A 12,713-nucleotide genomic window follows, 5' to 3' on the forward strand; every position below is an offset into this window, starting at 1 on the left:
GATAGACCTCACCCTAGGTCTATCTCTAATTGATTTTTAAAGCTTCATTAACCACAAGTTAATCCTTATTTTGCTACTGAACCCTCCGGTGAGGTGCAGGTTACTTCGGCAACTCATGTTGTATTACTAGTCACTGAGAAACTCTCAGTGAAAACAAAGTTTATTCCATTAATAACACTGAGTGTAATTTCTTGCTCGAATTTTGCCGCGCAAGACATGAACACTGAAAATCGTGTCTGTTCAATCGATGCGATGCCCTCCTCTAGAGAACGTTCGATATATTACAGCGAAGATATTCAAAGAAACCTCTTCTTTGGTTGCTCTCGTGGTGGTTGTCAAGGTGTGATTGCTGCTCAACGCTTTCCTACAGATTATGATGTTATTGTTGCAGGTTCTCCAGTATATGATTGGACGCGTGCACTTGCAGGTCATATTACTGCAGTTTAAAAAATGTTCCCTACTGGCAACATGGATTACGCCGTGGTTGACACCGCAGCATATGAACTTGTTCTTGAAACTCTTGCAAAACAATGTAGCAACCGTGACGGTTCAGACAATGGTTTCTTAACTGAACATTGGAACTGTAGTATCGACCTTGCTGAACTTCAGTATGATGGTAGCTCTGACAAGTGTCTACAACACAACAAATTGATGCGCTTGACATGCTATATGGCAACCTATACGACTCAAGCGATAAGTTAATCCTTTGGAATAGTACGCACGACCTGGCAATTGCGCCACAAACGACCATTAACTACTACAACGAAGTGATTGAGCGTGACCCTACTGCGAAAGAAGACGTGACCATATTCATGCTACCTGGTGTAAATCACTGTGCTGGCGGTGAAGGTCCTTGGTTAACGGATTGGTTTGGAGCGGCCAACCAATGGAGTGAAACGGGTGTTGCCCCAACTGAGCTACCTGCAGCGTATGTTACTGAAAAAGGCATTGATGGGTCTGGTAAACTTTGTGCCTACCCAACTGTTGCACACTGGGATGGTAAAGGTGACCAACATAACGCAGCCAGCTTTAGCTGTGTGACTCCAGAGTAACCATCCAATTATACGATGACTTGCTAATGGGTAATTCAAAAACCTACGTAAGTTATCGTTATCCTGTTCAAAACATCAGCCAGATCAATCAATATAATCAACAATGATAGAAATGTACTTTCGAATATAAAAAACTAAAAGTGTTAACCTATTTTAGGTTTAATACTGAGGCTTAATTTCGCTAAAAAGACCAACTGAAGCCTAAATGCAGGCCTTTTTGCGCAACATCATAAACAAAGTCATTTTTATTATAATCAACATCAAAGTATCGATACCCCAATAAGGTACCAATAGATGATGTCCACTGATAGCCTAAATTTGTTTGCACATCATAAAAATATTTTGAGCTAAGGCCTCCGACATTCGCACCACCAGATAGATAAAATTTCGAATTTTCAAAGTGATGTTTCGCCCAAACCCCTAGCGTTGCATCAAACCATCTATCACTTGCTTCGCTGCTAAAGGTAATACTGTCGATTTTATATTGATAATCAACATCCCAGTATCGGGCACCTGCCAGTAACTTCACATTAGTATTGCTGTTTTCCCATACATCAAAGCCATAGGCTAATGAAAAGAGAGTCGTTTTTGTATTGACATTAAAATTCCCAATAATAGGACCAATCATCTCTTCACTACGTAGATCACTGTAACTGTAGTCAGCATATATACCGTGAGCCCCCTTTTGCGCAGCAGCAACGAATGAAGCGCTAAAGTGTGCATCGCTCAATAAATCTTTAGATGAAATATCTGCAGGCGGCAGTGCAGGGCTTCCACCCGATCCTTTATGGTCTGTGAGCCACATGTATGGGCTCAGTGAGAATTCCCAACTTTTCTGAACTGTATTCGGGGATGAAAAAGCCGATGATGAAGCCAATACCCCTGTTAATACAATGATGGTCTTTTTAAGCTTAGGTGACATCGTTTATTACTCTTAGTGACGTTAGATGCGCTCATCATAATCATCAAAAACAATAAAGACAGGAATTACAGAAATCCAGTTCTGACAATAAATTGAAAAAGTGAAACTACAAATGTGGATTTCTGTAAATCCTATTTTATTTTACTCACGCTCTTTATTATCTCGGCCCATACAAAACTGTCAGCAATAAGGTACTTTTTATGAAACTGAGTAAATTTAAAGCAATTAGCAGCATTACAATGGGGTTGTTACTTTCAACATCAGCTTATGCACAAAGTCATAAAATCAATCATGAGGACACTATTGAATTTTCAGACCCGACTGTTGTGTATTCATCAGCCGAAGTGGCATACGGAACAGAAGGTGCGACACTAGGCTTAGGCCTAGCGGCCCCCGTAAATGATAACTGGGCCGCCTTAGTTAAATACGAAGCAAAAGAGGATTTACAGCTGCATCGTTTAAGAGCGGCCACGAGCAACACCAATGTGGGAACCGGTTTTATGCTTGATTACATATGGGACACTGATTTTGCAGATGTAGGAGCAGATTCACACACCCTCGTGATCAATGCATTACAAGTTTTGCCAATCGGTGATAATGCACTGTTCGTACCTTTGTTGGGTGCAGGTTTCACCAGTAATGACTTGTCTGATAACAAGGCCTACATCGGGATGGCACAAGCCATGGTGGTTTATAACTTTTCACCTGATGTTTGGATGAACTTAATCCCACAATACACTTATGGATTTAATACATTCGAAATGAATCTTGGGGATGGTGTAGATATTCGTAAATTTGAGTTTGAAAGCGTGTTGGGTTACCGCTTTAACGGTAACCAAAATATACGTTTAATGTACAAGTATAATGATGACAAAGACCACGAAGGCACGTTAAGTTACACCTATGCATTTTAATGACGCAAGCATTGACTTAGTTAACCTGAATTCTCGTTAACGGAACAAAAAACTCTTCCCACCTTACGATTGGTTCTTTCGATCAAGCAACGATTTGAACGAAAAAGGTGGGCAGATGAATAACGTAGTGGAAATGTTTGTTATGTTGATGATCTTTGTTATCAATTTCCACTGCTTGTGGTTTAATTTATCGCCTTAACCTGTAATACTCCTAGATAATGCTGATAACCGTTAATGCGGCAAACCACGTAGTTTAGGGTGTGATAATGAAAAACAAACTGGAAGATCTGGATTTAAATCTACTGAAGATCCTTCGAGCCGTTACTGAAGCTCGCAATACACATGTAGCCGCTGAAAAGTTAGGCATCTCACAAGCCAGTGTGAGTCGTGGTTTAGCTAAATTACGAGAAACATTTGGTGATCAGTTATTCTTGCGAAAAGCGCATGGGGTCGAGCCCTCCGATCTTGCCGATAATTTAGCTAAAGCATCTGAGCTCATGCTCGACCCAATTATTGAAGTACTTGAATTTTATCAGGACTTTGATCCGCTCACCTTCGATCGACAAATATCTATTTTCATGCATGTGTTTATTTTAGAGGTACATGGAGTAGAAATTATTGCAGCGCTGAAAAAAGTTCTGCCTAAGGCGAAATTTAGGGTATTAAATTGGCAAAAACACTCTCTTGCTGAGACCCTTAATGGCGATGTTGATTACCTGATACAGTTAGAGAACTTACCTTTACCTCAAGATATCTACAGCCATACTTTAAAAGAGACTCCGCTTTCAATCATCGCCAGAAAATCACATCCAGTTTTATCTCAAGAATATGATTGGAATGATATTTATAATTTGCCTATCGGGCGAGTAATTATTGAAGGGGTTAACAGTAAACTTGCTCCGATTGAGACTTTTTACCTTAGTAAAGAAGCAAAAGCGGATATCGAGCTAGTCACTCATAGTCTACCATTGCTAGCAGACCAGTTAAAAAAGTCAGATATGATTTTTTTTAGTAGCAAGTATATTGCTGATTACGATCAAGACTTAGTATCGTATCCTTTACCCGATTCCCCCGAGTCATATTCATCAATAAAGGTTGTCGGAGGGTACCTACAAACTAAACGCAACCACCCGCTTAATCAGTTGCTAGATCAAGTGATTGATGATTTTTTTGAAACACTGACCTAAGATATGTTGTTTTATCTGTAGCCTCTTTAACTGCTGGTTTTCGAGCATGTGTCCCGTTGGGTTAGGCAAGCCGCCAGGGCGAACGCATGAGTTATAATTATGTTAATCGTTACACTTAATTAACTTGTGAAAATACTTACCTGCAAAAATAGATATTGATTTTCAATCAATCATTGCTGGTTAAGTGTGGATATAAAAACGTAGATTAGCTTCTAGCTACATTTTTAATTTGTTTCGTTAACAAAAAAACTACTCATGCGTTCACCCTGGGCAAGTCGCACTGTGTAGCTTGTAAAATTCACCTCATGCGATTGTAAATCGATTAACCAATGCCAGCAGGGCAAATAATCTTTTGCGCCTTAACGTTTTACTTCTGTTTTGATCGAAGCCAACACGATACATATCTGGATTTCTGTAAATCCTAGTTCAATTTATCAACACTCCTTACAATAACCCCCAACTACTTACTATGTACCGGTACTCAAGTTCCGATTATTTCGGAACCTACTATGGGTATTAATTAGTAGAAATAAGTTGTATTTCAATAGGACATTTAAAAGAAAGAATTATGACCATGGGAGGTTATAACGATCTACAGAATCTTGTCGTGTTGAAAATCGAACAGTTATTAAGAGGTAAACATGAAAACGAAAAAACATTTATTTAAAGCAGTTAAACTATTAACAATCACACTCATGAGTTTAGGTGTCTTTACGCACGCAAAAGCAACGCAAGATAATATTTTCGAATTAGATCGAAATCAGGTGGAAAATATAGTCAAACGTTCTTATCAATATGTTGCCATGTATAACGTTAATAATAAAACGGCGGAGACAGACGAGTCGAGCGCAATGGGCACCGGTGGTTGGAATCAACTATCGCTTAATACGAGCCTATTTGATGCGACCATAAAAAATATTGTTCGTCCAAATAACGATACCTTGTATCAAATTGCGATGCTTGATTTACGTGATCAGCCGATGATTTTGGATATTCCTGCAATTGACTCATCGTACGTATCGCTACAAACTTCAGCTTATGATCACTATGTTAATGTTCCGTTGAGTTCAGTTAAAGGCGATTATACTAAAGCAGAGACAGTACTTTTTTACACAGAACGTACTAAAGGTTATCAAGCTGGTGAGCAAATTCCTGGTATTGACCGCTACTTAGAAATGAGTGGAGACTTTGTTATCGCATTCCATCGCATTATGCCACACGCTAACGAGCCGGAAAAATTCAAGGAAATTACTGAAAAAATTGATTCGTTGAAACTTTTATCATTATCTGAATATCAAACAGGAAAAGTAATAGCCGCTTCTCCGATTATCTTCCCTAAAGTTGGCACAACCGATACTGACGTATTTAGAGATAATCTGTTAGAAGTAATGCAATTTATCTTCAACCACACGACATTTGATATCAACAACGAGATGGATCAAGAATTATTAGCGGCATATAAACCACTTGGTATTGTGCCAGGCAAAGAATGGAATCCGTTAACGCATAACAAAATTGATCATGATTTATTCCATGAAGTTGCTTTAGATGTTCAAAAAGATGTGTACAGAATGTTGAATGACCCGACTACTCCAAGTCAGTTAACATTTCTTTTTAAACCTAAAGGCGAAATTGGTTTACTTACGCAAACTATCCAGTCAGTACTTGGCCCAATCGGACTGCCTGTGGCAGAGGCAATGTACCCACCAGTACAAACTGTTGATGGCGAGCCAATGAATGCACTTAATGATTATGTCGTTAGGATGAAAAAAGATGACATGCCACCTGCGAATGCTTTTTGGTCAATCACATTATATGACAGCCACAATGGTTTCTTTATTCCAAACGCGCACAATAAATACTCAGTGGGTGAAAATGCTGGCTACAAATTAAATAGCGATGGCGGCATTGATATTTATATTGCAGCGGAAAAGCCAGCTGGCGTTCCAACAGAAAACTGGTTGCCAATCAATCGTAATGATGAAGGTATTGACCTTATTTTACGTATCTATGCCACTAATTTTGAGAAACTACAAAATTGGAAAGCACCTAGCGTAACGCTTCTTGAGTAATAGAGTGCAATGATGCTCTTGGTCAAGATGTTTTGACCGCTACTCCTTTTAATAGAGTAAACATAAATCGTGTAGGGTGATTATCTTATCCGACTAAAAGTGAAACACATTTAATAAATAGTTAACTTACTTTTTGAATATAGATACTTGAGTCAGTTAATGAATGAAATAGAGAGTTGAGATGAATACAAAAATGAAAAATAACAGACTAACAGCCGTTGTGTTTAGTTTAATTGGCGCATTAAGTCTACCAGTACTTGCAAGTGAGCCTGTTATTGTCAATACCGATAACTTTGTCAAAGTAGAAACGTCTATACAGTTTGAACGTGGCTATAGTAATTTACTTCACAATAAAATTAATACTATTGCACACTTTCATCAGCCATTAGCGTTAGATAGACAAAATGTTATCCGCATGAATAGAGACACTCTCTACAGTAATTCACTGATAGACATCAGTAAAGGTGCGACCGTTACTATACCTGAAACCAATGGTCGTTATTTATCTGTAATGGTTATCAATGAAGACGGTTACATTAATAAAGTCATCCACGGAAAAGGAACTTATTCTTTGACGATGGAAGAATTCGACACTCCTTATGTTGCGTTAGCCGTTCGTACGTTAATCGATGCTTCCGATCCTGAAGATGTGAAGATTGCTAATGAGCTGCAAAAAGGTGTTACCGTTAAAGCCAATTCAGCAATACCTTATACCCCAATCAAATACGATGAAAGCAGCTATAAAGCAACTTACGATGCTTTAATTTCGTTAAGTCGAGGAATGACAACAACAGAATATATGTTTGGCAGCAAAGAGCATGTTGACCCGGTTCGTCATTTAATTGGCACCGCTTTTGGTTTTGCAGGCATGTCAGAAGAAGAGGCCGCTTATATTAATGTTGAGCCTAAACTGCCTGTTGGTGCTTATCAGCTGACCGTAAAAGATGTCCCTGTCGATGGGTTCTGGTCAATCAGTGTTTATAATGAGTCAGGATTTTTTGAAGAAAATGAATATAACTCTTATACGATAAACAATTTGACGGCAACATCAAATGAAGATGGATCTTTTACAATTAACTTTGGTGGAGAACCCCATGCAGATAATTATTTACATATCAAAGATGGCTGGAACTACGTAGTGAGAATGTACCTTCCTGGTGCTGAGATCTTGGATGGTTCGTGGTCTTTTCCTGAGGTATCAACGATAAACTAAACTATTCAAGCCAACTAAAAGGCCAACAGTCGAAAACTGCTGGCCCCCGAATTCAACTGCGAAGTGCGACACTCTCCAATATCAAGCAGCCACTGCCATTTCTTTAAAGATAATCGCTGGTTGCTTGAAGTCTAAACACTTTTTGGGTCGATAATTTATCCGTGATACAGCGAATTCAATATCGCTGTCTGTTACCGTTGTTAAGTCGGTTCCTTTCTTCACATACTGCCTTAAAAGCCCGTTAGCATTCTCATTGGCTCCACGCTCCCAAGAGCTATAAGGATGGGCAAAGTACACATCAGCCTCCAACGCCTTTGCGATGGTTTCATGGCCTGCAAACTCTCTCCCGTTATCTGCCGTGATGGTATGGACATGTTCCTTATAAGGCATGAGTAGCTCTATGGTGGCTTTAGTGACATCATCTGCTGACTTCGATGGCACCTTCTTGACCACGTAAAATCGTGTTTTACGCTCTAAAATTGTTACCATAGCACCTGTGCCATGTTTGCCTAACACGGTGTCGATTTCCCAATCACCCAATCGCTTCTTACTGTCAACGATGCTTGGCCTATCATCGATAGAAACAGCATTCTTGATCGCTGGCGCTTTCTCTTTTCTACCGCGACGATACCGCTTGTGACCTTGCCTCAAGTGGCGATATAACTTGCCTCCCAAGCGTTTATCCTCCGCAACAAATCGATAGATCCACTCATGGCTGACAGCTGCACCGACTCTAGTTAATACACTGGAAATCTGCTCTGGACTCCAATCCGATTCTAAAAGGAGACGGATAAAATCAACACGCTCCTGAGGTATTCTGTATTTACGCGCTGATGTGCGTTTTTTGATTGAGAATACCTGAGCTTCGCTTGGGCAATAATGAATGCCTTTGCTACCGCGTTTAAGCTCCCGATATACCGTAGAGCGATGGCACTGAACGGTTTTAGCTATTTCAGAAACCGAAATTCCCCGTTCTAAAAGAGCAGAAATCTGGTATCTTCTGCCCTCGGTCAACTGCTGATAATTCATGGTAGTACTGCTTGTTTCTTTGGCGAGAAGAGCGTACCACTTTCAGTAGTTGGCTTCCTCTTCTACACCTTTCCATGAATGTCGCACTTATTATCTGAAATCGGGCCTTTACTATTTGTAAACAAAAATTCAACTAAGTTAATTGTTGTTTATGTGTTTGTCGAAAAAGTTTGAAATTTCACTTAGAGCATCTTCTGCTTCAGGAAATGGCCACACAATTGAAGCAATGAACTGGTGATGGGCTTGACCGTCATACACATGAAGATCGGCATCTACACCTGACGCTCGAAGTTTACGGTGAACCTGAACTGTATCGCTTAGCAGCATATCACGAGTGCCGGAAATTAGAATCGTTGGTGGGAAACTCGCATCAAAATCCCCGAAGATTGGTGAAATAAGTGGGTTTTTTAAGTCTTCACCGTTAGCGTAAATATTAAACGCCTCAGTAATAAAACCATCACGTTGACCTAGTTGATCGAGTCCCTTTAACGTATACCAAGTCTCATAAGCTTCTGCTAAGTTTACCGCTGGAGTTCCAGCAAAAAGAGCGCCTGGTACAGGTAAGTCTTGTTGTCGTAACGCATGCGCAGTGGCTAGTGTCAAATTACCGCCCGCAGAACCACCAAAGATAGCGGTCTCTTCTGGCGCTTGTGTTTTGATCAGCTCTTTATATACAGCCAGTGCATCTTCCAAGGCTGCCGGAAATGGGTGCAGTGGTGGACGACGGTAGTCAACAGAGATTACTTTTGCTCCAATACCATTTGCAAGCCATGCCGCTTCACGTGTCGCCACTTCATTGCCGCCTAGAACAAATGCACCGCCATGAAGGTGGATTAACCATTTGTCTTTATACTCAGGTGCCACTTCTTTTGGTTCAAGGAAAAAGACGTCAACGCCAGCGAACTGTTTTTTCTCCCACTTTATGTCCATTTTTTTAAGGACTTCTTTACCCATTTTAATGCCTGGAGCATCAAGAATCGCCTGCATTTCTAACCATTCTTCGGTGGTTTGAGGCACAGGGAGTTCAACTGGACGCGGTAGGCTCTGTTGGTAAGCTGCGAATTCTGGGGAAATGCCTGGAGTTGTCCCAATTATGCGCTGATCCATTAGCATGGTTCCGGCAGAGCTAGAAGTATCTGTCGGCGCGTCAGTGGCAAGGGCGCCAAAGCTTGCTAGGGATAACGCAACGGCAGGAAGTAGTTTGCAATAGGCTTTTAGCTTCATAATATGTTCATTCTCTTGTCATGAAAGAGCGCACAGCTAACTGGTAGTCAATAGATTTACAGACTATTCAGTCTAGATATGCGCAACGTGTCTTTTCTTTAGCAGTGAATCAGTTGATGTGCTTGTCTAAGAAAATACTCAGCTCTTTTGCGGCTTCTGCAGATTCTGGCAATTGCATTGCGAGATAGTCGCCGTGAGTCATACCTTCCCATACGTGCAATTCAGACTCTACACCTGCGTTACGAAGCTTACGGTGCATACGAACGCCATCACTGAGCAGCAGATCACGTGTTCCTGTGAAAATTGCAACGGGTGGAAAGTCTGCATCGATATCGGCATAAATTGGGGAAAGAAGTGGATCAGTGAGATCTTTTCCACCAGCGTATAACTCAAATGTGGGTATTACTGAATCGCGAGCACCTAGAGGGTCAAGACCTTCAAGTGTGTACCAACTGTCAGACGCTTGCGCCATATCGACTGCTGGCGTACCTGCAAAAATAGCACCTGGGACGGGTAATCCTTGCTCACGCATAGATAAAACGGAAGTCAACGATAGATTACCTCCAGCGGATGATCCCATGATTGCTGTTTCTTCAGGCTTTTGTGTCTTAATCACTTCTTTCCATACGGTAATAATGTCGTTGGTAGCCGCTGGTGCAGGGTGCAGTGGTGGTTTACTGTAGTCTATGGAGATAACTTTAGCGCCTAAACCATTTGCTAACCAGTTTGCTTCAAGAAGTACTGCGTCTTCGCCGCCAAACGCGAATGCGCCACCATGAACATGGATAAGTACTTTATCTTTGTATTGGGGCGCTACCGTTTTAGGCGTGAGGATATAAGTGCTTACACCCGCAATTTTTTCCTGCTCTACATTGATTTCAAGTTGCTCTGCGATAGCGCGCCCTGCGGCTCCGGCCATCGTATTAAATTGTTTTGCTGCCGCCAGCCACTCTTCAGTGGTTGTTGGTATGGGCATATCTTTAAATTGCTGGTTATCAAGGTATGTCGCAAATTCTGATGAAACTCCGACTGGTGTTGGTACTTCTCTCTCAGGTAAAACTTTCGTATTTGCCATTGTGACCGATGTCGTCATGCCAATAGTGAGTGCAAGTGCAATGTGTTTTATGTATTTCGCTTTCATCTTAGCTCCAAAAGTAAGCATATTTCGTTAGCTGTATTGTTAACGAAAGAGCAATGAAAAAATATGAATTACAGAAATTCAATTCAGGAGAAAGTACATACTTATATGCAAATATGAATCACTGTAATTCATAGAGATTATGGATTTGTCGAAATACAATTTAGTCACGTTGAACAGATTGGTTATAATTTTTAAAATGAAAGTGCAAAATTATTTTCACTAAAAATAAAATTTATCATTGTGTTCGTCAAATTCAATGTGAAATATAGTTAGAGTGATTGTTTTATGAAAAAGTTAATATTAATGTCAGGTTTAGTTTTTAGTGTTGGGGCGATTGCTGAAATAACAGAAAATACTTTTGAGACGGGTGTTGAAGAATTTACAGAATCGACGCTGGAAGTCAATGATGTCGATTTTACAGACCCAACTGCAGCGTATAGTTCTCTGCAAGTAGGCTATACAACTGAGGGCGTTGACCTAGGTTTTGGTTATGCAAAATCACTGACTGATGATTGGGCTGGTTTAGCTTACGCACAATCACTTGATAGCTTTGACTCTTACCGAGTACGGGCTGCAGCATTGAGTACTAATTTTGGTACGGGTCTGATGGGTGATTATATTTATAATACTAATAATCGTATACATACCAGTGCATTGAATATTGTTCAAGTTTTACCGCTTCACGAGAGAATTCTTTTGGCTCCGGTCTTGGGTGTAGGAGCTATTTCTGGAGAGAGCCTTGATAAAAATGTACCTATAGCGACGGCTCAGCTTTATACCGTATTTAGGTTTACAGACGACGTGTCAATGATGGTAGCCCCTGCCTATACTAAGTCTTTAAGTGATCAAACAATGAAAATAAACACGCTCGATTGGGACGGAAATATTTCGTACAGAGTGAATGGTAATCAAAACGTATCTTTTAGCTATAGTATTAAAGATATTGAAGATAATACATATGGTGTCAACTATACGTACGCATTTTAACGAAACTAAATTTCTAATGGAAATAGGCTTTATTGCGTAATTCGGTCAGAGAGCCAAACTGCCTGGAGTTGAGTGATTCTTATACAATACACTGAGTTTCAGGCATACTAAGCCGTGTAAGTTTGTTCAACGCCTTAATCATGGCGTAAGTTTCGCCAACTTGAGCGTTGTAGTTCCTCAGGTATAATTTCCCACCTAAAAACTGTTCCACTCGATACATTGCCGTCTCTGGTAGCGAGCGCTTATGATAGCCATACCGCTTTTCCCATTTCTTGTTGGAACCTAAGAGCTTCTTAAAACCTACTGCCAAATTGCGAGGATGTCCTCGCTTCCAGAGGGCAGCTCCTTCTCGTGGCAGGATAAGCGGAATCGCTCGTTTGAGCCGTATGGCATCGTGGCATTCCCTTGTGTCATATGCTCTATCACCAGATATCTCAATAATTCTTCACCGTATGTGCTTGAGCAAGTTAGGAAGGACTTCTGCATCGTTAACGTTAGATAAACTCAGTTCTGCCGCGACGATTTTGTGAGTGCAGGTATCTACCGTTAAATGCAATTTTCTCTAGACTCTACGCTTCCCGTCAGTGCCATGCTTCTTGGCCTTCCATTCACCTTCGCCATAAACCTTAAGGCCTGTCGCATCAATGGATAGATGCTGTATTGTTCCTCGAGTTTTGAGGTTAAATGAAACCTCAACGTCCTTAGCTCGACGGCTTATACAGGTGTAGTGCGGACAAACAAGCGGGATGTTAGCCAGCTTAAATACGGAGTCTAGAAAACCTTGTAGCGCTCTCAATGGCATAGAGAAAATGCGTTTCACCATCAGTGTAGTTGTAATGGCCAAGTCCCTGAATCGGCGAGGTCTACCGCGCTTACTTTTTTGCTTTGCTTACAATCGGCTATCATTTCCTCATTCATCCCAAAGGTCAGAGAACCACGGTTAATTAAAGATTGATCCGCACCAGAAGTTTT

Annotated in this window: 11 protein-coding genes and 1 pseudogene; 7 read left to right on the forward strand and 5 right to left on the reverse strand. The window is 40.7% G+C overall.

Going from position 1 to position 12,713, the window contains the following annotated elements; all coding sequences use genetic code 11:
* Positions 1–147: 147 nt before the first annotated feature.
* Positions 148–447, forward strand: coding sequence for a tannase/feruloyl esterase family alpha/beta hydrolase (locus BCT34_RS15360; RefSeq protein WP_076654941.1), 300 nt, complete (start codon positions 148–150; stop codon positions 445–447).
* 182 nt (positions 448–629) lie between these two features.
* The gene (locus BCT34_RS15370; RefSeq protein ID WP_076654942.1) at positions 630–1,052 is read left to right on the forward strand and encodes a tannase/feruloyl esterase family alpha/beta hydrolase; all 423 of its coding nucleotides are present in this window, start codon (positions 630–632) and stop codon (positions 1,050–1,052) included.
* 181 nt (positions 1,053–1,233) lie between these two features.
* Here the strand turns inward: BCT34_RS15370 and BCT34_RS15375 are convergent, their stop codons facing one another.
* Positions 1,234–1,974, reverse strand: a complete 741-nt coding sequence (locus BCT34_RS15375; RefSeq protein WP_076654943.1) for a hypothetical protein — start codon at positions 1,972–1,974, stop codon at positions 1,234–1,236.
* Positions 1,975–2,174: 200 nt separating this feature from the next.
* Here BCT34_RS15375 and BCT34_RS15380 point away from each other — a divergent pair, with 200 nt between their 5' ends.
* The 4 genes from BCT34_RS15380 (at position 2,175) to BCT34_RS15395 (ending at position 7,360) form a co-directional block, all read left to right on the forward strand.
* Positions 2,175–2,888, forward strand: a complete 714-nt coding sequence (locus BCT34_RS15380) for a hypothetical protein (protein WP_076654944.1) — start codon at positions 2,175–2,177, stop codon at positions 2,886–2,888.
* A 266-nt stretch (positions 2,889–3,154) separates the two neighbouring features.
* Positions 3,155–4,075 (forward strand): LysR family transcriptional regulator, encoded by a 921-nt coding sequence (locus tag BCT34_RS15385; RefSeq protein ID WP_076654945.1) that lies wholly within the window; start codon positions 3,155–3,157, stop codon positions 4,073–4,075.
* Positions 4,076–4,716: 641 nt separating this feature from the next.
* Positions 4,717–6,147 (forward strand): DUF1214 domain-containing protein, encoded by a 1,431-nt coding sequence (locus tag BCT34_RS15390; RefSeq protein ID WP_076654946.1) that lies wholly within the window; start codon positions 4,717–4,719, stop codon positions 6,145–6,147.
* A gap of 181 nt (positions 6,148–6,328) precedes the next feature.
* Positions 6,329–7,360 carry a DUF1214 domain-containing protein gene (locus tag BCT34_RS15395; protein ID WP_198593463.1) on the forward strand — a complete coding sequence of 344 codons (1,032 nt, stop codon included), beginning with the start codon at positions 6,329–6,331 and terminating at the stop codon, positions 7,358–7,360.
* 81 nt (positions 7,361–7,441) lie between these two features.
* Here BCT34_RS15395 and BCT34_RS15400 read toward each other — a convergent pair whose 3' ends face one another.
* The 3 genes from BCT34_RS15400 to BCT34_RS15410 all read right to left on the reverse strand — a co-directional run bounded on the left by BCT34_RS15400 (position 7,442) and on the right by BCT34_RS15410 (position 10,754).
* Positions 7,442–8,389, reverse strand: a complete 948-nt coding sequence (locus tag BCT34_RS15400) for an IS30 family transposase (protein WP_102305861.1) — start codon at positions 8,387–8,389, stop codon at positions 7,442–7,444.
* Positions 8,390–8,527: 138 nt separating this feature from the next.
* Entirely contained in the window at positions 8,528–9,613 is a 1,086-nt protein-coding gene (locus BCT34_RS15405; protein ID WP_076651370.1) for an alpha/beta hydrolase, read from the reverse strand.
* A gap of 109 nt (positions 9,614–9,722) precedes the next feature.
* Positions 9,723–10,754 (reverse strand): alpha/beta hydrolase, encoded by a 1,032-nt coding sequence (locus BCT34_RS15410; protein WP_076651369.1) that lies wholly within the window; start codon positions 10,752–10,754, stop codon positions 9,723–9,725.
* 285 nt (positions 10,755–11,039) lie between these two features.
* Between BCT34_RS15410 and BCT34_RS15415 the strand changes: the two genes are divergently transcribed.
* Positions 11,040–11,741 carry a hypothetical protein gene (locus BCT34_RS15415; protein ID WP_076651368.1) on the forward strand — a complete coding sequence of 234 codons (702 nt, stop codon included), beginning with the start codon at positions 11,040–11,042 and terminating at the stop codon, positions 11,739–11,741.
* A 79-nt stretch (positions 11,742–11,820) separates the two neighbouring features.
* Here BCT34_RS15415 and BCT34_RS15420 read toward each other — a convergent pair.
* Positions 11,821–12,686 (reverse strand): annotated as a pseudogene (locus BCT34_RS15420) (IS5 family transposase).
* Between the last annotated feature and the right edge of the window lie 27 nt (positions 12,687–12,713).

The sequence above is a fragment of the Vibrio sp. 10N.261.45.E2 genome (assembly GCF_002875705.1).
GTDB lineage: Bacteria > Pseudomonadota > Gammaproteobacteria > Enterobacterales > Vibrionaceae > Vibrio.